This window comes from Pauljensenia sp. C0170B5, assembly GCF_056590195.1.
This window is the reverse complement of the sequence record NZ_JBWPVR010000014.1, coordinates 1-22,967: the sequence shown is the minus strand read 5'-3', so window position 1 is coordinate 22,967 and position 22,967 is coordinate 1. Positions and strand designations below refer to the sequence as shown.

Sequence of the window (22,967 nt, the reverse complement as noted above, 5' to 3'; positions counted from 1 at the left end):
AGAGCTGACTCTACCCCGCATATGCAGATCGTTGAGCGCCTGTCAGTGCGCGAAGTGACGGGTTCCCGTCATGTACATCGTGATGCCAGCGGCCTGTGCCGCTTCGATCGACTCGTTGTCGCGGATCGATCCACCGGGCTGAACGACAGCTTTCACGCCGGCATCGATCAGCACCTGGAGGCCGTCAGCAAACGGGAAGAATGCGTCCGAGGCGGCAACGGCACCTTCGGAGCGGCGCTCCGGCTCGTCAGCGACCACATCAGCCGTGCGTGCACCGCCCGCCGAATCCACCTTGTCAGCAGCGGCGTCACCTGTTGTGCGACCACCCAGCGTGTTCGCGCGTTCGACCGCCAGACGGCAGGAGTCCACGCGGTTGACCTGCCCCATGCCAACCCCGACGCTTGCTCCGTCGTGAACCAGCAGGATTGAGTTCGACCGCACGGCTCGCACGGTGCGCCATGCGAACTCCAGGTCCCGCAGTGTTGCCTCATCGGCCGGCTCGCCTGCCGCCAAAGTCCAGTTCGCCGGATCGTCACCGTCAGCGTCAATGTCGTCGCGTTCCTGCACCAGCAGTCCCCCGGAAATCTGCTTGAACTCCAGGGCTCCGCGTACCGGTGGCACTACCTGCAGGATTCGCAGGTTCTTCTTCGTTTCCAGTACTTCCAGTGCGCCTTCGGCGTAGGAGGGCGCCAGGACGACCTCGGTAAAGATCGGTTTGATCTGCCTGGCCAGTTCGACGCTGACCTCACGGTTGACTGCGATCACTCCGCCGAATGCTGACACAGGATCGCATGCATGCGCCTTGCGGTGTGCTTCCGCCACATCTGCGCCAATGGCGATCCCACACGGGTTCGCGTGCTTGATGATGGCCACGCACGGCTCGTCATGGTCAAATGCTGCGCGCAGTGCTGCGTCACCATCGGTGTAGTTGTTGTAGCTCATCGCTTTGCCATGCAGTTGGCGCGCGTTCGCGATGCCAGGCAGCAGGTCCTGGGTCGTGTCGTCGCCGTCCTGTTCATCGCCTGGCTCGTCAAACTCAACGTCAACTTCGCCCTCGCCCATCAGCTCGACGATGTCGCCGTATACGGCGGCATCCTGATGCGGGTTTTCGCCATAACGCAAGGTGTGGAGGCGTTCGAAAGCAGAGACCAGCACCGGTGGCCACTGTGCGTCATCAACGTCTTCGGCTTCAGCCGACTCGTCAACATCAAGGTCAGCATCCAGTTCGTCTTCGAACCAGTCAGCGATGGCGGCGTCGTAATCTGCTGTGTGACGGAATGCGGCCGCTGCCAGTTCGCGACGCTCCTCCAGAGTGAATCCCTCAGAGCGTGCAGCGTCGATCACCGCGTCGTATTGCTCCGGGTTGGTAGCAATGGCAACGGAGGGATGGTTCTTCGCAGCAGCGCGCACCATCGACGGGCCGCCGATGTCAATCTGCTCAACGCATTCGTCGAATCCTGCGCCCGAGTCAACCGTGTCCTCAAATGGGTACAGATTGCATACCACCAGGTCGAATGCTGCGATCCCCAGGTCTTCGAGCTGCTGGCGGTGATCGGCTTTGCGCTGATCAGCGAGAATGCCGGCATGGATCTTCGGATGCAGCGTCTTGACGCGACCTTCCAGCACCTCGGGGAAACCAGTCACGTCTTCCACGGGCGTCACAGGAATCTTCGCGTCACGGATTTTTTGTGCAGTTGAACCGGTGGACACGATTTCGACGCCAGCATCAGCGAGTGCGCGAGCCAGGTCAACCAGGCCGGTCTTGTCGTAAACGGAGATCAGTGCTCTGCGGATCGGGCGGACATCAACGGGTTCGAGGTTATCCAAACGGACTGACAATTCTTCCTCCAAGGGGGTTCAAGGTCGGTCCTCAGCGCCCAGGCGGGCGGCGCCGTGCGAGGCTGCTTCAGCCGCTTCCCGGTGGTCCTCCACCCTCGCCAGTTGCGGCCTCTTTTAGTGTACGAGGGCGGCGCCGGATATGCGACTAGCTGTGATCTTTCAGATCTTCGTCACTGTTGTCAGTATTGTCTGACACGGCGATGGGTTCCGTGGGCGCAGCGCTGGCTTTGAGTGCTTCCATGCGGGCATCCGGAGCACGCGGAGGAGCGGGCAGTTCTTCTGTCGCCTCTTCTTCCAGCGCCGTTTCCTCTTCCTCCGGCGTCTCTTCGCCGGCTTCATTCAGGTCAGGAGCTGGAAGGGGCGTCTCCCTCGTCGATGACTGGGCGCGATTCTCCTTCCATGCGGCAATACGCGCCTTCGTCCACGCCGTCAAAGCTGCGGCCGCTCGGCGCACCCACGCGATCGTGGTCGGATGTGCTGCCAGGGACACCGCGAGCGCGACCATGCACACTTCCAGTACGACGAACAGCACGCTCCACCACACGCGCGGGCCAACGACACTCAGACGGGTCGACCCCAACGACATGCGCGACGAGGCAAGCCACGCTGCGATGACGAGCGCAGTGATCACGGTGGCCACTCCTATCGCAGCCGCCTGTTTCCACAGGTGCGTCATACGATGCCGCCACGCCGCCCATGCGCCCAGCAGGATTCCCACTCCCACCAGCGCCCAGGCCACCCAGTGGCCCGGAGCTGTCTGTGGGACGGCCGCAAGAATCGGGATCGCCGGAATCGGCGCAACAGGTGCGTTCGCCGCTGAATGGAGGGCGTCGGCACCCACGTAGAAACCAGGCCCCGCGATCCACGCCAGTGCGCATGCCATGATCGACGGAGCAAACAAGGCCTGAACAATGTTGATGATGACCGTGTCCTTGGTCGAAGCAAAGAGCAGTTCGTGGATACCGGAGATACGCTGAAGAGAAACAAGGATTGACACGGCGCTCATGATCAGGCTGAACAGCACTGTCAGTGCCACGGCAACGCGACCAAGGCGCAGCCCTGACCACAGCCATGTCAACGATTCGCGCCGTTCAGATGAAATCGTGGGCCATGTCCACGTGTGTCGAGCAGCAACTACCGCCCAGGTCGCTGCCAGAAGCGGAATGACGAGCGCACCGGGCAGTGCGCGCCACACGTTGATGTGAGCCGAGGACGCTCCAGCTGTAATGAGCGCCGTGACTGCAAACGTGGGGACAGCCATCCACTGCGCGGCGGCAGGAAAATCCCGTCCCGGCAGCAGAAGAACACGCAAAATGATGATCAGCAGCGCTCCGAGCAGTGTCGGAATGGCGAGGATGTCGCTCTGCCCCACCGTGATCGGCGCTCCCAGCGTCGCAGCCCAGAGGTCACCACCCACTGCCCGAGCATCGTCCCAGCTGGTCGACGCCAGCCAGGGGTTCTGCGAGACGAACCAGTACCCCACCAGCGTCACGACCATCATGAACGCCCATCCGATCAGGGCCGCCTCAATGCCGGCCAGGCCGGAGCGTGCCCACCCGTCAGGCAGTGCGATGCGGATCGTGCGTCGCCGCACGGCGGTGCGAGTGGTGTGAGGTTCCTCGTCGTGCACCTCAGGTGCCGATTCATCGGTTCCGTCAAGGTCGAGGCGTTCAGTTTCTTTTTCCGAATTATCCAATTCGGGTTCATCATCACTGTCTGCCTCATCGTGAGCCGGCACAAAAATCAGCGACGCACCTGCTTCACGGTCTTCCTCCTCAAGCCACGCGCCAACCACCTCGGTTGGGATCTCATCAGCGGACAGGTCCGCTTCTGCGCGCTGCCTGTCAGGGCGCTGCGATGGGGAAGAGTCAGGTGAGTGCGTCATCGTTCTTCATCGTCTCGCATCCGCGCCCACACATGGAGGTGCACCGCCGACCATGAGAAAGTTCATTCACGATCAGCGGTGCACGACCGGATGTTATTTCTGCAGAATCTCGCGAGCGATGATGGCAGTTTGGGAAGGTGTGCGGCCCACCCGCACGCCGACGGCCTCGAGTGCTTCAGCCTTCGCCGCGGCCGTGCCGGAAGATCCAGACACGATCGCGCCGGCATGCCCCATCGTCTTGCCTTCCGGAGCCGTGAAGCCGGCAACGTAGGCCACCACCGGTTTGGTCATGTGTTCGGAAATCCACTGAGCTGCGCGCTCTTCCGCGTCGCCACCGATTTCACCGATCATGACGACCAGTTCGGTGTCGGGGTCATTTTCAAAGGCTTCGAGCGCGTCAATGTGCGTGGTGCCGATGACCGGATCACCACCGATTCCCAGGCAGGTGGTAAAGCCGATGTCACGCAGTTCGAACATCATCTGGTAGGTCAGTGTGCCTGACTTCGATACCAGTCCCAGCCGTCCCCGGCCGGTGATGTCTGCCGGGGTGATGCCGACGTTCGACTGTCCGGGGCTGATAATGCCTGGGCAGTTCGGTCCGATCACGCGCACGCCCGCTTCACGTGCGCGGGCCACGAACTCCGTGGAGTCAGCGACCGGGATGCCTTCGGTGATGACCACGACCGTCTCCACGCGGGCATCGACAGCTTCGAGTACAGCGTCTTTCGCAAATGCCGGCGGCACGAAAATGGCGGATACTGTGGCACCCGTTTCCTTCACTGCTTCTGCAACCGTTCCAAACACAGGGATGTCGACAGGACCGTCGGTGACCTGGTCAGCCATCGGCCCGTATCCCTGGACATCGAATGTCACGGACTGTCCGGCTTTGCGCGGGTTGACGCCGCCGACAATGGCGGTGCCCGAGTTGAGCATGCGCTGGGTGTGCTTGCGTCCCTCTGATCCGGTCATGCCCTGGACGATGACGCGTGAGTGTGAGTCAAGAAAAATCGACATGAGAAGTCTCCTTGTGCTTCCAGGTTTCAGGCCAGCGGGGCGGCCGGATCGGATGTGTCTTCAGGGTCGGGCTCGACGCCGGCAGCCAGCTGCGCCACCATGCGGGCTGCTCCGTCCATGGTGTGTGCCATGTGGACCAACGGGTGACTGGCTTGCTGGAGGATTTCGCGTCCCTCATCAACGCGGTTTCCGTCAAGGCGCACCACCAACGGCTTCGTGGCGTTGTCACCGAGGATCGACAGTGCTTCAACGATACCTTGCGCCACCTGGTCGCATGCAGTGATCCCACCGAACACGTTGACGAACACGGCGCGCACCTGTTCGTCTCCGAGGATGACATCCAGGCCTTTCGCCATGACATCTGCTGATGCGCCGCCGCCGATGTCCAGGAAGTTCGCGGGCTTGACACCGTATTCCTCGCCTGCGAGCGCAACAACGTCGAGGGTGGACATCACCAAGCCGGCACCGTTACCGATGATGCCGACTTCGCCCTGCAGCCGCACATAATTCAAGCCCGCCGCTTTCGCCATTGCTTCGCGAGGGTCTTCAGCTGCAGTATCGATGAACTGTTCATGCTCGGCATGACGGAAGCGCGCGTTGTCATCGAGCGTGACTTTGCCGTCCAGCGCGATGACATCGCCTTCTGGTGTCAGGACGAGCGGGTTGACTTCCACCAGCGTGGCATCTTCGCCGTGATAGGTGTCCCAGAGCTTGACAAGGATCGGCACGATCTTTTCGAGCGTGTCGCCCTCGAATCCTGCTTGAGTCAGGATGTCGCGCGCAACGTCCTCGTCAATGCCGCGCTGCGCATCCAGGGGAACGCGGGCCAGTGCTTCGGGGCGCTCCTTGGCGAGGGTTTCAATGTCCATGCCGCCTTCACGTGAACACATCGCCAGGTGCTGACGGTTCGCACGATCGAGCAAGATTGAGAAGTAATATTCCTCGGCAATATCGCATCCGGCGGTGATCATCACCGTATTGACGGTATGCCCCTTAATGTCCATGCCGAGAATCTTGCTGGCATGTTCGCGGGCCTCGTCGCCGCTGCGAGCCAGTTTGACGCCACCGGCTTTCCCGCGGCCGCCCGTTTTCACCTGCGCTTTCACGACGAGAAGGTCAGCGTTCAACGTGTGCGCAGCGTCAACTGCCTGATCAGCCTCGGTGATGACGATACCCGGCAGGATTGGCACGTCATGCGATTTGAACAGTTCCTTCGCCTGGTACTCGTATAGGTCCACGCCTGTCTCCTTTTCAGTATTCGCACGATCTTCTTCGACGCCACAAATTACCTTGACATCGAGACATCGCCTTCAGACTACCGTGAAGGAGGCCTTCAGTCCTACCCTTTGGACAAAATTCCTATGAAATCTTCGTCAGCGGAGCCATTCGGATCAGCAGATTCTTCGTCCGGCCGGCAAAGTCAATACGCGCCACGGCCCGCGCCCCACTGTTTTCCACGCTCAGCACGGTGCCACGTCCGAACGTCGCATGCTCGACCACGTCACCGGTCTTCAGTACCAGCGACGTCGTGTCCGAGGGAGGCTCCGCCTGTTGAGCCGGTGGAACTCCCATTCGGACAGCGCGCCGACCCGCAAGGCGGAAAGCAGCGCTCCTCAGATTTGAATGCCCTGACCCGAATGCCGGTGCCGCATCAGCGTCACCGTACCGGTCGGTGCGTTGTCGGTGCACCTGACGCAGGCGTTCTGTCGACGTCATGGAGGAGCGCTCATCGATCAGCTCGGGCGGAATGTCATCCAGGAAGCGTGAGGGCGGAAATTCCTGCGGTGTGCCCCAGGCGGAGCGCTGCCCCGCCCTCGTCAGGTACAGGCGTGAGCGGGCTCGCGTGATCGCCACATACGCGAGGCGGCGTTCCTCTTCAAGTTCAGCTTCTTCGCCCAGGGAGCGCTGGTGCGGGAAGATGCCATCCTCCATACCGGTGACGAAAACAACGGGAAATTCCAGGCCCTTAGCGGTGTGAACGGTCATCAGCGTCAGAAAGCCGCCACGCTCCTCATCGGACGGCACTTGGTCGGAGTCAGCCACCAGTGAGACGCGTTCGAGGTAGTCGAGCAGCGTTCCTTCCGGTTCACTTTGACGGAACGTCGTGGCAGCAGTGTGCAGTTCAGCCAGGTTCTCCACGCGCGATGCATCCTGAGGGTCATCTGAGCGCTTGAGTTCGGCAAGGTAGCCGGAATGGTCAAGGATCTCGTCGAGAATATCGGCTGGCGACGCGCCGGCCCTGTCCAGTGCGCGTGCGGCTTCAAGCAGCCCCCAGAAACCTGCGACAGATGCAGATGCCCGCGGGGTAAGCCCCTGAACGGACGGGACAGGGTCGCCGGCAGATTCCGCTGCTGACGTTTCTTCTGTTTCAGGGATCTCGATCCCTTCCCCTTCACCAGCGGGACTGCCTGCGTGGACCCAGACGTGTCGAATCGCTTCACCCAGCGACACGTTATACAGGTCTGTGTGCGCCAGCAATGCCCCCTCAGCGCGCGCACCGATGCCGCGGCGCGGAGTGTTGAGAATCCGTCGCAGCGACACCGTGTCGTCGGGGTTGACCACGGCCTGCAGATAGCCGATCGCATCCTTGATTTCCTTGCGTTCGTAGAAGCGCGTGCCACCCACCAGGCGGTAGGCGATTCCCTGTTGGACCAGGAGTTCTTCCAAGGCACGTGATTGCGCGTTCGTGCGATAAAACACCGCGATGTCACCCTCGTCAATTCCCTGGTCGTGCAGGCGGCGGATTTCTTTGATGAGGAAACGCGCTTCGTCATATTCGCTGTCCAGTGCGGCCACCACGATCGGCGCCCCGTCACCGTGAGCGGTCCACAGGTTCTTTGGGCGGCGGCCCTGATTGCGGGCAATGACGGCGTTGGCTGCGGACAAAATGTTCTGCGTGGATCGGTAGTTCTGTTCCAGCAAGATCGTGCGGGCACCGGGAAAATCGCGCTCGAATTCTTCGATGTTGCGGATCGTGGCGCCGCGAAACGCGTAGATCGACTGGTCCGAATCACCCACAACTGTCAGCTCCGCGCTGTCGACACCGTCATCGCCACTGCCGGTGAGCAGTCGAACCAGCACATATTGCGCGTGGTTCGTGTCCTGGTATTCGTCGACCAGGATGTGACGGAAACGTCGGTGGTAGTGCTCAGCGACGGCGGGTTTGTCGCGCAGCAGGGTTACTGTGCGCGAAATCAGATCATCAAAATCGAGGGCATTAGCCTGGCGCAGTCGTTTGTCGTATTCGACATACGCTTCCGCCACGACCTGCGAGATCGGATCGTTGGGCGCATTCGCCTCGAACTGGGCGGGAGCGACCAGCTCATTCTTCAGGTCAGAGATTCGTGCGGCCACCATTTTCGGCGTGAAGCGTTTGACATCGACGTTGGCGGCTTTGAGCACCATCTGTATCAGGCGCTGCGAATCTTGCGCATCGTAAATCGTGAACGTTGATGTCAAGTCTGCCGCAGCGTGTTCCTTGCGCAGGATCCGCACACACGCCGAGTGGAATGTGGACACCCACATGGATCTTGCCGCAGGCCCAATCAGGTTCGCTACGCGTTCACGCATCTCAGCTGCCGCTTTGTTCGTGAAGGTGATCGCCAGGATTTCACTGGGGCGTGCGCGCCCCGTTTCCAGCAGGCAGGCGATGCGATGGGTCAGCACACGCGTCTTACCTGACCCGGCACCAGCCAGAATCAAAAGCGGACTGCCCTCGTGGGTGACGGCGTCGCGTTGCTGATCGTTCAGCCCGTCCAGCAGCGCATCGACATCTGTGTCATTGACGAGGGCGGCGTCAGGCTCCGTTGTCGCCTGGGTGAATCCTAGGTCCGGAAGGGCGATACGTGGCCGTCTGGTTGAAAAATAACGCTGATTCATCGACTCCACTGTAGGGCATCGCACGGGCATTTCCGTACCCGCGCGATGCCCAGGGCGGATGTGACAGCGATCTTAGGCGCGGTGGCGACGCATCGTCAGCGCAGCTCCCACGCCGGCAAGGACCAGGGCAGCAATCGCAACTGAATCGGTGGCACCTGTCCGCGCGATCTTACCGGTCTGAGGGGCACCTGCTGGCGCCTTTCCCTCCTCGACGGGACGCTGGGCGGCCGGGCAGGAGACGCGCACAACCAGGCCATTGGCCGCTGTGACAACATCACCGGCATCGGTCGACACGGTCAGTGGCAGCTCGACTACCTGTCCGGGGGTCGCCGAGCAGTCAGCCTGAGCAGTCAGTTCAACCTGAGCCTGACCTGCACCATCAGTGGTGATGATGCTGGCCTCCGTATTGGCCTGAGGTTCGACCAGTGAGTTATTCACCTTGGCGGTTGCCTTCTGGCTTCCTGCACTCACGGTGACCGTGTCGGTGATTCCCGGGCCTTCACTGAAGGACAGTCCACGCAGGTCGATCGAGATAACCGAGTTGTTCGGCACCGCCTCACCTGACAGTGACAGGCCGACTGATCCTTTAAGTGCTCGAGGGGCCAGTTCCCCCTCGTGAGCCTTGAGGTACTCATTGAAGTAATCCCTGTCGAGTCCCTGTGAAATGACCGGTTCACCGCCGCTGGTCAGGGCGTCGAAGCTGTCACCGCCACTGAGCAGGAACGTCACCGACCCCACCGTGTAGGAGGCGGACTCGTCGATCGGAGCTCCGTTGACGACGACGGATGTGATGCGCTCACCGTACGGTTTGGCGGGATCATAGGTGTAGGAGACATTGGAGGAAAGGCCAAGCTTGAGCATCGGGCGGGAGTTTTGCGAATTGAGGTTGGTCTTCCACTGTTGTTCAAGTGCCTGCTTAATGTCAGAGCCTTTGAGGGTCACGTATCCAATCTGGTTCGAAAATGGCATGACCGCGAATGTGGAGGCGTAGGTGATTTCGCCCTTGTCATTGGCCTGAAGATCGGCTCGCAGGCCACCGGCGTTGATCATTCCGATGTCCACGGGTTCGCCGTCAGGGGTGGTCACGGCGTGACGCATTGCGTCTGCAGCCAGACCTCCCAGTGTTGATTCGATGCCACGGTTGGATCCGGGGCCGGCCGACTCCCCCTCGGCCTTGTCGAAGACTCCGCGTGAGAACTTCGCGTTGGGAGCGATTGTGGCAACAACGCTCTGGCCTTTTTCTTTCGCCATCTTCTCAGCGTTGGTGACGACGTCCTTGATGTCAGGATCCTCGCCGCATTGCGCGATTTCGCTGGCGGGGATCAGGTCCGCGCTGGATTCAACAACTGTGTTCTTCGCGGTGTCGTACTGGATGTGCAGCACGCCGAGGTTGTCGGTGTACGAGCCGGAAGCCACCGCTGAGAGCTTGTTACCTTCGGCTCCGTCCACCATGTCGAAGTCGTATGGCACGTGCGTGTCACCACCCATGAGGCCGTCGACATTCTTCCCCATCTTCGGGAAGTTGTTCTTCACGTCGTCGTCAAGCATGGCGATCACAACGTCGGCCTGTCCGCTCGACTTGAGGGAACCTGCAAGGTCGTTAACAGCCGCAATGGGGTCTTCAAATGTCAGGCCCTCAGTGGTTTTGGGTGAGAGCTTGTAGGGAACGTCCTGCGCTATCGCACCAATGAAAGCGACCTTGACACCGGAGGGCGTGCTCACAATCTTCGTGTCACCCAGGTAGGGTACTTCTTCGCCCTGATCATTACGGTAGGTGCCCATCCCTTTGACATTGGCTGCCAGGTAGGGGAACTGAGCCTGGACGAACTGGTCGGCAGCTGAACCGTCAACCCGCTGCTTGAAGACCTCCTGGCCCATGTCGAGTTCGTGGTTGCCGATCGTCGAGGCATCCGGGCGCAAAAGGTTGAGAGCTTCAATTGTGGGATTATCGTTCAACGAGCCGCTGACGTAGGGGCTTGCTCCGATGTTGTCGCCCAGCAGCGTAAACGTCGAGTTTGTGTTGGCTGCACGGGCCTGGTCAAGGTAACAGCCAACAGCGGCAAGACCGGCTTCGGTCACATTCCCGTCCTTCGATACCTGGGAGATATGACCGTGAACGTCTGTAAGCTTGTACAGATCAAGAGTCACAATATTGTTCTGCCGGGCGGCTCGCTCCGATGTAGGCGACGCCGGTGCTGGTGCTGGTGAGTCAGAAGAAGCCGACATGGGCTCAGCATCTGACTGCGCCGTGTCGGCCTGTGCGGCTACTCCGAAGCCTAAAGTTACAAACGTGCCGGCTGCAATTCCTGCAGCCACGCGACGACGATACGTGGTATTCACCATTGCTCCTTTACGCGGTCACTAGGTGCGTGCACATCGTAACAAGATGACCCACATCACTCCAAGGGGGCAATTGAAGTTGACATTCTCTGAAGTCCGTAGTTTAAGTCACACCATTGAAAGATCGAATACCCCGCTGTAGCCTCTAAGTATGAGTCTGGTAGTAGACACCGCTGAGGCGCATAAGGCTGCCAGCGAGGCACATTCAACCGCCGCAAGTATCCGCAGCGTCACGCTTAACGCACCACAGGGAACGGGGCGTTCGGCCGCTGCCTGTTCATCCTTCACAACTGCATTACAGGAAAGCATCGCCGCAGCAGGCAAGCAGGTCGAGACGTTCGCGTCCGGCATGGACACGGCGATCAAGACGTTCACCCAGGTTGACACCACACACCAAGGCCAATTTTCCTCAACCTATACACAGCAGCCCTAAGGGAATGAGACTGAGATGGCAATTGACACCAGCGTCGAAGCCGATCCGTCGCAGATAGATTCATCTGTCGCATCGCTGAGCGCAGCAAAAGACTCGCTGGATAACTACGTCGATAACCTTTCGGACGTTCGTCGCTCCACCAGTGATGCTCTGGAGGGCGAAACACATGACGCGTCTGTCAACAAGATCAGCACAGCGATAGATTCTCTGCTCGAGTGCGCAAATTCCCTGGGCAGATTCACAACAGCACTGACAACGTTTTCTGGCACTATCAGAGGAATTCGCAACGATTTTGCTCAAGCACGAAGCACAGCATCCGGCAATGGTCTGATCGTCACGGGCGACGTGATCAACGAACCAACTCCGCCCGTTGGCGACCCCAGTCCCGCTGAAATTGCTGAGTACAACAGGAAAGTCACGGCGTACAACGCCGCGGGTGAAACTGCTTACCAACTGCGTCAAAGTGAGCAGGAAGCGCACGAGACAATGGATAGTGCGTGCGAAGACCAGCTCAGTTTGCTCGAAGAATTCATTAAGAGCCGTTTCCCACCAGGTCTTGGGCTGGCTCTGGCACCCTGGGCTTTCTCGCGCGCCAAGAACCTTGGTAAAGCCGCACAGTGGCTGCCGATGGACTCAAAATTCCGTTTCGCGCCACGCGGGGCAGGTGGCAAGTTCGTCTCCCCCAAGAGCATGGGCACGTTCGAGCGGCTTTCATCCATGACCAAAGCGAAGAACTGGATGGCAAAGTCGGGTCAGGCAGGAAGTACCGCTGCGAAGATTTCGAAGGGCGCCTCGAAAATTCTTTCGCATCCTGCCACCAAGTGGGTCGGCAGGGGCATGAATGTCCTCAGTGCCGGACTGAAGGGGTACGAGCAATATCAAGCCGATGCCCATAATCCTCAGATGGGTGAAGGCGAGCGTATCGCGCGTGCCGGTACGCGCGCCGCTGTCAGTGGTGTCAGCAGCTGGGCTGGAGCTACGGCTGGCGCGAAGATCGGCGGTATGTTCGGAGCAGCGTTCGGTGGACCCGTTGGAATTCTCGCGGGCAGCCTCATCGGCGGTGCAATCGGAGGATTTGCGGCATCGAAGTTTGGGGATGCGGTGGGAGACAGTGCACTGTCACTGGTCTCCAAACTATTCCACTGAACTCATGAGTGACGACGGGCTATTTGAAAGGAGGATCCTGGCTTGATTGCCTTGGGATGTATTTTTGGGATCCTGATGGCTGTGATGTGGGCTTTAGCTATGTTCACTGACACATGGCCAGGGCGTTTTTTCCGCAAGCAGGCGCAGTGGCTTGGTTCTAAGAACTCAATAGCCCTTGGCGAGCCTTCGATCGCTCTTTTCTTCTTCGCTGGTTCTATAGTTCTGGCACTCACAGGCAATCTGCCAGATAGTCAACTTTCCAAACCGCTATCCGCACTCATGCTGGCATTGATTTTTATTCCCATGATTGGCGTCATTCTCAGTTTCTTTAACTTTGATCTTCCCAAACAGATGTATCCCGAATGGCACGAACAGCAGCGCGCTCTGAAAGCCTCGCGCGTGGATCACACCACTGAGTCCGGTACCGATGCTCAAAGGAGCGATGCACAATGAGTGGCATGACATCTGACAGCTCTCCAACAGTTCACGGGCATGTCGTCAGCGCCCTCCTTCCAGAGGGGTGGACGCAATTGAAACCCGACAACCCGGCGGGTTCACAGTCTCAGGGAAATGACTCGGCAATCGACTGCATCGCTGCGCAGACGCAGAACAGCGGCGGTGGCGTATACGCACCGAACCTGGTCATCACCGTCGCGTCGGTTCCCAACGACCTAGGCGACCTGGAGTGGCGAGACACCACCACGCACGCATTGCTCAACGAAATCCCAGGGTTCGTCCTGCTGGACCTGTCTGAAGTCGCCACGCAAAAATGGAAGGGTTTCGCGCGCCTGGGGTGCTACATCCTCGATGACGAATCCATCACGATACGTCAGTTCACGTGGCTCGATCCAGACCAGCCGCGCGGTTACACGGCAACGCTGTCGTGCGCGACCCGCGACTACGGCGCACACTACGAACTTTTCGAAAACGTTGGTGCAAGCCTTGAGGCGATGCCGGCCGCGCCAACCGACCACTCACGCGAAGGATAGTTTCATGGCAACTGTGCAGGCTACCGCTGGAGGACCCGTCCTCGTCATATCGGAAGACGAATGGAACGAACTGACATCCTTCATCATCAATGGCGAGCCACTGTCAGATGCTGTTCATCATTCACTGGTGGACGCTCATATCCTTGACGAATCGGGCGACCCGACCCCCACAGCTCTGGAGGCACTCAACGCAGCGTACTCGGTGCGCTCTCGATTCCAGGCTCTCGACGTTCGCCCCCATTCAGCCCAGGCCGTTGAAGCGTGGATCAGCTCCAGATCAACAACGATCGCCAAGCACAGCAACGACGGCGTTCACCTCTATGCTCTGCCCCCGGAAGAGCTTCCATCCGTTGTCGGACAGTTCCTCGACCTTATGCCTCGCCCCTCTGTTCACGAGGGGCCGATCCTGATGAGTGTGGAGCTGCTGGAAGGGCTGTACTCAGCAGACAGCACTCGGTGCGACCAGGTGCTGAAAGGTGCTGCTCAGGCTGGAGGAGATGACAGCATGCTGGCGCGCGAGCTCCAGTCTGGCCAGTGGACTCTGAACTTGCTGACAACTGACACACTTGCCGCAATGAACGACGGTGGGGAGGATCTCAGCACCGCAGGAGTGCGCCAATGGGAAACGACAGACATGATCATCACGCTGGGTGTCCCTTCGTGCCTGTATGCCATTGTCGTCGTGCCTGAGGAGGCACAGGCCGAGCTTGGCCTGTCGGAACCCGCACTTTTCGTGGACCCCACCACTGCCCCACCCGTGTGGGCAACCATCACGCAGTGGCTTTTCGCGTAGCCACTAGTCAGATCAAGTGACGCTGAGCCGCCCACCGGGTCAGTTCATTGCGGTTCGACAACTGCAGTTTGCGCAACACCGCTGACACGTGTGTCTCGACAGTTTTCACCGAGATAAACAGCTCGGCTGCAACTTCCTTGTACGTGTAGCCACGCGCAATCAAGCGCATGACTTCCTGCTCGCGCGCTGAAAGCAGATCCAGTTCGTCCTCGTGGACCGCCACCTCACGCGTGCCGAACGCGTCAAGTACGAAACCTGCCAGGCGGGGCGAAAATGCCGCGTCCCCGCTCGCAACGCGTTTAATGGCTTCCAGCAGGTCGCCAGGTGAAATCGACTTTGTGACATATCCGCGAGCGCCTGCTCTGATCACGCTCACCACATCCTCGGGCGAATCTGACACCGACAGTGCCAGGAAGCGCACCCGCGGGATATCTGCGCAACGCGCCACGACTTCCGCGCCACCACCACCCTGCCCGCCCGGCAAGTGGACATCCAGCAGTGCCACGTCAGGCTGCAGATCACGGCAGGCCGCAACAGCGCCGTCCACATCAGCGGCCTGGCCCACCACGGTCAGGTCAGCGCCCGATTCTTCCAGTTCGGAGCGCACACCTGCTCTCACCAGAGGATGGTCATCGATGACGACGATGCGAATACTCACCAGTTCTTCCCTCTCAGTTTTCAGTGGTCTCCGAAGGCGCAGCGTCGCCCTCGTCGATGGGGACACTCATGTGGATCTCGGTACCAGATGATAGGCGACGGATCGTCACCGTGCCGCCAACCCGGTCGATTCTGCCGATGATGGAGTGTCGGATGCCGTGGCGATCGTCAGGGATTGTGTCCACGTCGAAGCCCTCGCCCTGGTCTTTCACGTAGACATCAAGGCTGATTGAGCCGACTTCCGCGTAGATGGTGACCGGTGGGCGACCATGACGTACAGCGTTCGTGGCGGCCTCGGTGGTGGCGGCAACCAGGGCGAGGGCCTGAACGGTGGGCACGCAATCTCCCACGCTTACTACCTCGATCGGGACGCCGTAGCGGGATTCGACGTTCTCAACGGACTCGCGAAGAGCTGCGGCAAAGGAGTCGGACACTTCGTGGTGACCCGTGTACAGCCAGGATCGCAGTTCGCGTTCCTGACGCAGCGCCAATGCTGAGACGCGGGTCGGATCCTGGGCGTGAGCGCGTATCAGTGTCAGCGTCTGCAGGACTGAATCGTGCAGGTGAGCGGCAATATCTGCGCGTTCGGCGTCGCGCACCTGCTGTTCACGTGTCGCTGACAGGTTCGTTGAGGCTCTCAGCCACAGCGGAGCAATCGCGAAGATCAGTCCACCGATCAGCACCACGCCGACGAACAGGGAGCGAGTCACCAGGAAACGTGACGTGCTGCCGAAGAACAGGGCGAAAATGCCGAGCAGGAAGAATGCGACGCCGGCGGCGATCAGTACGATGTTCAGCGCGCTGAGTTTCTTGCGGCGCGAGGCGCTCTGGCTCCACACCAGTGCCAGTCCGACGATGGAGGCGAGTATGGCGGGGATGTCAACGGCCTGGGCGACGTTGAGTACCACGAGGATCGCCAGAACAGTGGCGAGGCCGATCGCGATCAGTCCGGCGGCAAGCAGCTGGGCGGATACGCCTTTGGATCGGGCTGAAAAGGTCGATCGCGTCAAAGGGGTGGCGAGCGCGCCATCTGATCGGCTTGTGCGCCTGCCGCGGTCCACCTGCATGGTGACGGCGAACCAGACGTACAGGAGAATACCGATTCCCACCGTGCACAACAACAGGCAGATCGCGCGGACGGTCCATACATGTAATCCGATATGGACGCTAATGCCGGAGCAGACGCCGGCCAGGATCGGACGCGGCATGGCCTGTGAGGAATGTGTGGCGCGGATCAGCGGTGGACGTGAGGAGTCATGGCGGGCAGGCGGAATCCACCCGTTGTCGCGCTCACGATTGGCTGCTGTCACTGTTCTATCTTGGCATCAAAACCGCTCCGGACCGTGATTCTCAGCTTCTTTTCAGGGGGGAATCAGGGCTCTCCCCGATGGATGTGAACGACTCAGTCTGCCACAGTAGTTTCATGAGTTATTCAGCAGGCACACCCTTCACCGATCCCGGGTCCTCATCGTTTTTCGATTCCATCCGTCGGTCAGGCTGGTTTCGCGGTGAGGATCGCCTGGTCGGAGGCGTATGCGCCGGCATGTCTGCGCGCACTGGCTGGAATCTGGCATTCGTGCGAGCAATGGCGATTGTTCTGGGATTGCTGTGTTCCGTTTTCATCTTGCCTGCCTATGGACTGGCATGGGCTTTCCTGCCTGAGTACCGCGACGGCCGTATTCACTGTGAACAGCTGATCCGATTCGGCACATTCGATGTGGGGTTTGCGGGCGCACTGGTGACAACTCTGGTCGGACTGGCTTCCAGTGCTGCAGTGCCGTGGATCTACCCACTCGTCATTCTTGGCGCGATCATCCTGACCATTATGGCGATTGCCGGTGCGGTGCAGTACACGCGTAACCATCAGAAAGGCGCGCTACCACATGTGCCACCATCCAGCTATGTCCCCGCCAGCGCTCCTCGGCCTGTGAGTGCGCCAACACCATCTCCTGCCACCGGCACGCCGAACAATCCGTGGACGGTGCCACCTGCGCAGCGACCGGCCTCGCCCTCTGTGCCGATGCCGGCGAACCTGGCCATTACCGGCCTCATTGTCCTTGCTCTTGCAGCAGCGTGCGCGTTGGTCGTTCAGGAAGGTCTGGGCGGCGTGGATGCGGTACGCGTGTTCGTGGTTCTGACAGCGAGCGTTCTCGTGGGGCTCGGCATAGTCCTTGCGTTCACGGCTTTTCGAGGGCGTCGCGCGCCATGGCTGATCTGCCTGTCCGTTCTTGTGGCAGTATGCTCTCCACTTGTGCTGGCTGTGGGCTACGCCGAATACGAGCAGGAGCAATACCTGCAGACCCTGGAGAGCGAAGAACCGGGTATGGCAGAGGCAGACACGGCCGTGACATACGACTGGACTGCGACGCAATTATCCGACACTGGTTCAATCACTCTGGATCTTTCGCAGGCGCCGGCAGATGCGCTCAAGACGATCCGTCTGGACGATATTGGTGGCGATGTGACGATCGTGATGCGTCAAAATCAGCCGGTGGGGTTTCATCTGTATAGCTCGGTCGGTCTGATCCGCTCGGACTACTGGCTGGATGCACAAGGAGGCCGGGTGTCCAGCCCATGGATTCCGGAAGTGCAGTTCGTGTCAGAGGAACTGGCATTCCGCAATGATTTTTGGTCTCCTGAGCACGGGATCAACCTGGAAATCACCAATGTGTACGGCAGCGTCACCATCATCGAGTCTGCGCCTGCAGATATCTCCGGTGACACGATCCAGAGCGGCGACCTGTCTCAAAGCGGCGCACAGTCAGGAGACACTGCTCAATCATCTTCACGCAGCAATGGATAAGGATGCAGCAATGAGCGACGAATCAACACCAGAGAAGACCGACACTGAGGCGCTGCCCGACAGCGCGGACTGGCGCTCTGCCGAGCAAGGCGAAAATCCTGCGGCACCCGCGTTGCCGCCCCCGCCACCTCCATCCGTCAACGTTGGGCAGCTCATCTGGGCGGCAATTATCATCATGACAGGAGTCCTCGTGTTCATCGTGGGAATTCATTCCACGGTCAACATGTCAATCCTGCTCATCGGATCACTGATCCTGCTGGGCCTGGGACTGATCGTCGCGGCAGTAGTCACGGCACGTAAAGAGGGCCGCTAGCTACGCGGCACTGTCAGGCCTGAGCCCGCTCCAGCTCCTCGTCGACAATGGCGTCGTCAAGCTTACGGAAGACGGGCGCGGGTTTGGCGATCGGACGGCCGACCTCAATATCATGGCGCTTCCACTCAGGAACATGCGTGTAGTCGCCGGTCAGAATCGGGTAGCGTCGCGGTGAGCCATCCTCGTTCGTCACGTCCAGATCTTCAACCTCATCGATGCGCGGCATGGGGGCGATGGCGCCTTCTCCGCCCATCACGGTGTCCACGTCGTTGGCTGAGTGCGGCAGGAACGGGCTGAGCATAATGTTCAGGTCGCTCACCACCTGCGCCAGTGTCCACAAGATTGTTGCCAGACGAGGGCGCTCTTCCTCAGCTTTCAACTTGAACGGCGCCTGATCAGTCACGTACTTGTTCGCCAGGCCGACCAGGTGCATTGCCTGGCCCAGCGCGGCTTTTTGATGGTGCGTGCGGATCAGGGAGCCGACCTCATCAAAGCCGGCTTCAACTGCGTCCAGCAATGCGCGATCATCGTCGGTGAGCTCACCGGGCTGCGGGATTTCACCAAAGCGCTTGTGGATCATCGATGCGGTGCGGTTGACCAGGTTGCCCCACCCTGCCACCAGCTCCGAATTGGTTCGGCGCACGAACTCCGTCCACGTGAAGTCCGCGTCGGATGTTTCCGGGCCGGCCGCGCTGATGAAATAACGCAGCGCGTCAGGCTGGTAGCGGCTGAGCATGTCTCGCACGTAGATGACAATGCCGCGTGAGGAGGCAAACTTCTTGCCTTCCATGGTGAGGAACTCAGACGAGACCACTTCTGTGGGCAGGTTCAAATGCCCGAGGTCACCCGGCTCGCCACCCTTCGCACCTTCACCGTTGTATCCGAGCAGTTCAGCCGGCCAGATCTGCGAGTGGAAGACAATGTTGTCCTTGCCCATGAAGTAGTAGGACAGCGCCTCCGGGTCGTTCCACCATTTGCGCCACGCGTCAGGATCGCCGCTTCGGCGCGCCCACTCGATCGATGCGGACAGGTAGCCGACGACCGCGTCAAACCAGACGTACAGGCGCTTGGAGGGCTGGTCTTCCCACCCTGGAACCGGGATTCCCCAGTCAATGTCGCGAGTCATGGCACGCGGCCGGATTTCCTTGAGGAAGTTCTGAGAGAACTTGATGACGTTCGGACGCCACGTGCCGGACTCTTCACGCTCATCCAGCCACTTCGACAACGCAGCGGCCAGGGAGGGCAAGTCGAGGAAGTAGTGGTCCGTGGAGACGAACTCAGGTGTCTCACCGTTAATGCGTGAATGCGGGTTGATCAGATCTGTCGGGTCAAGCTGGTTGCCGCAGTTGTCGCACTGGTCGCCGCGCGCTCCCTCGGCCCCACACAGTGGGCACGTGCCCTCGATGTAACGGTCCGGCAAGGTGCGTCCCGTCGAGGGAGAGATTGCGCCTCGCGTGGTTTCCACCAGCATGTAGCCGTTGTCTCGGACAACCTCAAACATGGCGCGCACAACGTTGTAGTGATTACCGGTGGTGGTGCGCGTAAACAGGTCGTAGGACAGGCCCAGTGCCTGCAGGTCTTCGACAATCAGGCGGTTATTGCGGTCGGCAAGTTCGCGGGCGGTGACGTGTTCCTGGTCAGCCGCCACCAGGATCGGTGTGCCGTGCTCGTCCGTTCCCGACACCATCAGGACGTCGTGCCCCGCCATTCGCATATAGCGGGAGAACACGTCAGAGGGAACACCGAAACCAGCAACATGACCAATGTGGCGCGGCCCGTTAGCGTAGGGCCACGCGACGGCAGACAGAATACGACTCATACCCTTAGCCTAGACTGATTTTCCGCCTGTGAGGAACGGGCCGGGGCCGGTCGTGACCTAAAGCCCATCCGACAGGCGCGTCAGTTCGTCAATCTCCTCCTGGCTCAACTCCACGGAGCTGGCCTGCATGATGCCTTCGAGCTGCCCGAGGTTACGTGCCGAGGCGAGCGGTGCAGCAATGGTGGGCTGCGCGATCAGCCAGGCGAGGGCGACAGCAGCCGGTGCCACATCCTTATCGCGGGCAATGCGCGTCACCGCGTCAACCACGTCGAACGCCTGAGCGGACACGTACGGAGCCACCATTCCGGCTCGGTCGCCTTCCAGCTTGTCGCCGCGGTGATACTTACCGGTCAGGAAACCGGAAGCCAGCGAGAAATAAGGGAAGACACCCAGGTTCCATTCGCGCGCAATGTCAAGGCGCTCTGATTCAAATTCGGCTCGGTGTACGACATTGAAGTGCGGCTGCAGGGCGATCGGCATGTGGTAGCCATGTTCGCGCGCGGCGTTGCACCATGCGCGCAGGCGATCCGGCTCCAGGTTGGACATTCCGATTTCACGGATGGTGCCTTGTTCAACCAGGTCATGAAACGCGCTGGCGACCTCATCAATGGGAACGTCGGGTTCGTCGAAGTGTGCGTAGTACAGGTCGATCGTGCCAATGCCCAGGCGTTCGCACGATTCTTCCACGGCAGCGTGAATGTTCTCCGGTCGCAATCCCTTGCGGGAGTCCTTGGATCCAACTTTGGTGGCAATCAGCAGGCGGTCGCGGTTGCCGGGGCGTGCAAGCCACGGCTTCATGGCCAGTTCGGATTCGCCTCCCTCGTGACCATCCACCCATGCAGAGTAGACGTCGGCGGTGTCGACGAGCGTTCCGCCCAGATCGGCGTACGCGTCCAAAATGTCGGAGGTCATCGCCTCATCGGCGGTCCACCCGAAGGTGTTGCCGCCCAGCGCGACACCTGAAATATCCCAATGCCTGTCACCAAGTTTCATATCTTCAGCCTAAGCAAGAGGAGACATATTCGCACGCGCTTCATGCCTGTCGGTTCGCACTTTCGCTGCCGTACATCTACAGTTAAGACCAACCCACAAAGGTGCGCATATGCACCGAATCATGAGGAGGAATCGTGTCCCGCGCGCTCATCATCGTCGATGTCCAACCGACATTCTGCGAAGGCGGTGAACTCGGAGTCGAGGGCGGCAACGCGGTTGCGCAGCGTATCGCCGTTTTTGTGAGCAGCCACCCGGATGCGTACGACCTCATTGCGACCACCCAGGACTGGCACATTGACCCAGGTGCGCATTTTTCCGACGAGCCGGATTTCGTCGACTCGTGGCCGCCTCACGGTGTTGCCGGCACACCGAATGCGGAAGTCCACCAAGCACTCAGTGATGTTCCCGTCGACATTGCCGTCAAGAAGGGCCAGTACGAGGCTGCTTATTCAGGGTTCGAGGGTGTCGCAGACGATGGCACCACCCTGGCCGACGCACTTCACCACGCGGGGATCACTGACGTGGATGTGGTGGGACTGGCTGAGTCTCATTGCGTGTGCGATACGGCAATCGATGCGGTTCGTGAGCAGTTCACGGTTCGCGTGTTTTCAGATTTGACGGCGCCGGTGAGCGAAGAGCTTGGTGTCAAGGCTCGTGAACGCATGAACGACGAGGGCGTGCAGCAGCTCGCATCCACTGCTGCGACGTTCTAGCCGCGTCGCCGCGCGGCCTCCTACCGAGCTTTCAGCGCTTCCCGGTACAGATCATTGCGACGCGCACCCGTTGCTTCCGCGACCTGAGCGGCAGCGTCTTTCAGGCGCATACCTTCGTTAACAAGGGCGAGGACGGCCTGCACATGGTCACGCGCGTTCACGCTCTGAGTGGCGCCTTGAACGACAATGGTGATCTCGCCGAGCACGTCGCCCTGCGTAGCGTCGACCAGTTCCGCCAGGGTTCCGCGCATGATTTCTTCGTGCACTTTGGTCAGCTCTCGGCACACGACCGCGCGCCTGGCGCCACCGAAGTGCTCAGACATCAACGACAGCGTGGCATGAACCCGGCGCGGTGATTCGAAGAAAATCAGAGTATGCGGGTCGCGTGCCAGTTCCTTGAGTGTGCGCTCAGCTTCTCCCTGTTTGCGTGGCAGGAATCCTTCAAAGGCGAAGCGGTCTGATGGCAGACCCGACACAGCGAGGGCCGTTACTGGAGCGGAAGGGCCTGGCAGGGCGGTGACGCGTACTCCCTCGTCAATAGCTCCGTGAACGATGCGATAGCCCGGATCGGAGACTGTCGGCATGCCGGCATCGGAGACGACGAGGATGCGTGCACCTGATTTTGCCTGGCTGATGAGTGCGCCCGCGCGCTCGCCCTCGTTGTGGTCGTGGAGGGCGAGGATGGATCCTGCAATGTGGACACCGAGGCGCGAGGCCAATGCACGGACTCGGCGCGTGTCTTCGGCGGCAACGACATCTGCCTGCTGGAGGGCTGTGCACAGCCGAGGCGACGCGTCGTTGACATCGCCGATCGGTGTTGCGGCCACAATAATGCACGAAGCTGGTAGGGACTGGTTCTCATTCACGAGACCATTCTGCCCTACCAGCTCGAATTATGACATGAAGTTCTTACTTGGCTTCTGCCTGGGGATCCTCGGCGCCAGCTTCGTCTTTGTGACCGATCTTGCTGGAGATCGCGTCGCGCGCTGAGTCGATCTTATCGTCGTACTTGTGGTCGGTGGCGTTCTTGGCTGATTCCGACACGTTGTTCAGCACATCGTCTGCCTTGCCGGAGTTCTGCACCGCGTCGGTCGCCTTGTTCTTCAGATCGTCAAAGTTCATGTCTGTCTCCATTCGTTGTCGGTGGCCTTAATGCCGATCTCATAATAGCTATTCGCCGCGGCGTATGTGATGTGAAACATGAAATGCTGGTTGACTGGGTATCCGGTCGGTCGGCCCCGCTGGGTGTGCGGGCTTGCGTGTGCGCGTAAAAAGGGGGGGTGGGGTACGTGCCTGTCTCCAGGCCTGTACCCCACCCCCAACTCACGGTTGATTGCGGCAGTGTCTTACT

Annotated in this window: 20 protein-coding genes and 1 riboswitch; of the genes, 8 read left to right on the top strand and 12 right to left on the bottom strand. The window is 60.1% G+C overall.

Annotated elements, in window-relative coordinates:
• Positions 1 to 42: 42 nt before the first annotated feature.
• The 6 genes from AC1EJZ_RS10780 to AC1EJZ_RS10755 all read right to left on the bottom strand — a co-directional run bounded on the left by AC1EJZ_RS10780 (position 43) and on the right by AC1EJZ_RS10755 (position 10,960).
• A complete protein-coding gene (locus AC1EJZ_RS10780) occupies positions 43 to 1,839 on the bottom strand; it encodes a bifunctional phosphoribosylaminoimidazolecarboxamide formyltransferase/inosine monophosphate cyclohydrolase (RefSeq protein WP_070726248.1) in 1,797 nt (598 codons plus the stop codon).
• 29 nt (positions 1,840 to 1,868) lie between these two features.
• A riboswitch (ZMP/ZTP riboswitch) is annotated at positions 1,869 to 1,955 on the bottom strand.
• 29 nt (positions 1,956 to 1,984) lie between these two features.
• The gene (locus tag AC1EJZ_RS10775; protein WP_070726212.1) at positions 1,985 to 3,724 is read right to left on the bottom strand and encodes a cell division protein PerM; all 1,740 of its coding nucleotides are present in this window, start codon (positions 3,722 to 3,724) and stop codon (positions 1,985 to 1,987) included.
• Positions 3,725 to 3,817: 93 nt separating this feature from the next.
• Positions 3,818 to 4,738 carry a succinate--CoA ligase subunit alpha gene (sucD, locus tag AC1EJZ_RS10770; protein WP_070726214.1) on the bottom strand — a complete coding sequence of 307 codons (921 nt, stop codon included), beginning with the start codon at positions 4,736 to 4,738 and terminating at the stop codon, positions 3,818 to 3,820.
• A 26-nt stretch (positions 4,739 to 4,764) separates the two neighbouring features.
• Entirely contained in the window at positions 4,765 to 5,976 is a 1,212-nt protein-coding gene (sucC, locus tag AC1EJZ_RS10765; protein ID WP_070726217.1) for an ADP-forming succinate--CoA ligase subunit beta, read from the bottom strand.
• 121 nt (positions 5,977 to 6,097) lie between these two features.
• Entirely contained in the window at positions 6,098 to 8,617 is a 2,520-nt protein-coding gene (locus tag AC1EJZ_RS10760; protein WP_480294924.1) for an ATP-dependent helicase, read from the bottom strand.
• A 72-nt stretch (positions 8,618 to 8,689) separates the two neighbouring features.
• Positions 8,690 to 10,960, bottom strand: a complete 2,271-nt coding sequence (locus tag AC1EJZ_RS10755; RefSeq protein WP_083314427.1) for a bifunctional metallophosphatase/5'-nucleotidase — start codon at positions 10,958 to 10,960, stop codon at positions 8,690 to 8,692.
• A 148-nt stretch (positions 10,961 to 11,108) separates the two neighbouring features.
• Between AC1EJZ_RS10755 and AC1EJZ_RS10750 the strand changes: the two genes are divergently transcribed.
• The 5 genes from AC1EJZ_RS10750 to AC1EJZ_RS10730 are packed head-to-tail and all read left to right on the top strand — an operon-like array spanning position 11,109 to position 14,318.
• Entirely contained in the window at positions 11,109 to 11,390 is a 282-nt protein-coding gene (locus AC1EJZ_RS10750; protein ID WP_070726223.1) for a hypothetical protein, read from the top strand.
• Between the two features lie 15 nt (positions 11,391 to 11,405).
• Positions 11,406 to 12,536: a hypothetical protein gene (locus tag AC1EJZ_RS10745; protein WP_070726226.1), complete on the top strand. Its 1,131-nt coding sequence runs from the start codon at positions 11,406 to 11,408 to the stop codon at positions 12,534 to 12,536.
• Positions 12,537 to 12,578: 42 nt separating this feature from the next.
• A complete protein-coding gene (locus AC1EJZ_RS10740; RefSeq protein WP_480294922.1) occupies positions 12,579 to 12,989 on the top strand; it encodes a hypothetical protein in 411 nt (136 codons plus the stop codon).
• 5 nt (positions 12,990 to 12,994) lie between these two features.
• Complete coding sequence (locus tag AC1EJZ_RS10735; protein ID WP_480294921.1) at positions 12,995 to 13,525, top strand: hypothetical protein; 531 nt, start codon at positions 12,995 to 12,997, stop codon at positions 13,523 to 13,525.
• A gap of 4 nt (positions 13,526 to 13,529) precedes the next feature.
• Positions 13,530 to 14,318, top strand: coding sequence for a hypothetical protein (locus tag AC1EJZ_RS10730; RefSeq protein ID WP_480294920.1), 789 nt, complete (start codon positions 13,530 to 13,532; stop codon positions 14,316 to 14,318).
• A 7-nt stretch (positions 14,319 to 14,325) separates the two neighbouring features.
• Here AC1EJZ_RS10730 and AC1EJZ_RS10725 read toward each other — a convergent pair whose 3' ends face one another.
• Both AC1EJZ_RS10725 and AC1EJZ_RS10720 read right to left on the bottom strand, forming a co-directional pair.
• On the bottom strand, positions 14,326 to 14,976 hold the full coding sequence (locus tag AC1EJZ_RS10725; protein ID WP_092648235.1) for a LuxR C-terminal-related transcriptional regulator: 651 nt from the start codon (positions 14,974 to 14,976) through the stop codon (positions 14,326 to 14,328).
• A 13-nt stretch (positions 14,977 to 14,989) separates the two neighbouring features.
• Positions 14,990 to 16,285 (bottom strand): PspC domain-containing protein, encoded by a 1,296-nt coding sequence (locus AC1EJZ_RS10720; RefSeq protein WP_480294919.1) that lies wholly within the window; start codon positions 16,283 to 16,285, stop codon positions 14,990 to 14,992.
• Between the two features lie 113 nt (positions 16,286 to 16,398).
• On the opposite strand from AC1EJZ_RS10720, the gene AC1EJZ_RS10715 reads away from it, so the two are divergent.
• Complete coding sequence (locus AC1EJZ_RS10715; protein WP_058236214.1) at positions 16,399 to 17,778, top strand: PspC domain-containing protein; 1,380 nt, start codon at positions 16,399 to 16,401, stop codon at positions 17,776 to 17,778.
• A 10-nt stretch (positions 17,779 to 17,788) separates the two neighbouring features.
• Positions 17,789 to 18,091: a hypothetical protein gene (locus AC1EJZ_RS10710; protein WP_285016112.1), complete on the top strand. Its 303-nt coding sequence runs from the start codon at positions 17,789 to 17,791 to the stop codon at positions 18,089 to 18,091.
• 13 nt (positions 18,092 to 18,104) lie between these two features.
• On the opposite strand, the gene metG is transcribed toward AC1EJZ_RS10710, so the two are convergent.
• Complete coding sequence (gene metG / locus AC1EJZ_RS10705; protein WP_480294916.1) at positions 18,105 to 19,910, bottom strand: methionine--tRNA ligase; 1,806 nt, start codon at positions 19,908 to 19,910, stop codon at positions 18,105 to 18,107.
• A 57-nt stretch (positions 19,911 to 19,967) separates the two neighbouring features.
• Positions 19,968 to 20,903, bottom strand: coding sequence for an aldo/keto reductase (locus tag AC1EJZ_RS10700; protein ID WP_480294915.1), 936 nt, complete (start codon positions 20,901 to 20,903; stop codon positions 19,968 to 19,970).
• A 134-nt stretch (positions 20,904 to 21,037) separates the two neighbouring features.
• Here AC1EJZ_RS10700 and AC1EJZ_RS10695 point away from each other — a divergent pair, with 134 nt between their 5' ends.
• Positions 21,038 to 21,616, top strand: coding sequence for an isochorismatase family protein (locus AC1EJZ_RS10695; RefSeq protein ID WP_480294913.1), 579 nt, complete (start codon positions 21,038 to 21,040; stop codon positions 21,614 to 21,616).
• Between the two features lie 20 nt (positions 21,617 to 21,636).
• On the opposite strand, the gene rsmI is transcribed toward AC1EJZ_RS10695, so the two are convergent.
• Positions 21,637 to 22,482, bottom strand: a complete 846-nt coding sequence (gene rsmI / locus AC1EJZ_RS10690; RefSeq protein WP_480294911.1) for a 16S rRNA (cytidine(1402)-2'-O)-methyltransferase — start codon at positions 22,480 to 22,482, stop codon at positions 21,637 to 21,639.
• A 43-nt stretch (positions 22,483 to 22,525) separates the two neighbouring features.
• Positions 22,526 to 22,738 carry an Rv0909 family putative TA system antitoxin gene (locus AC1EJZ_RS10685; RefSeq protein ID WP_058236220.1) on the bottom strand — a complete coding sequence of 71 codons (213 nt, stop codon included), beginning with the start codon at positions 22,736 to 22,738 and terminating at the stop codon, positions 22,526 to 22,528.
• Positions 22,739 to 22,967: the final 229 nt, after the last annotated feature.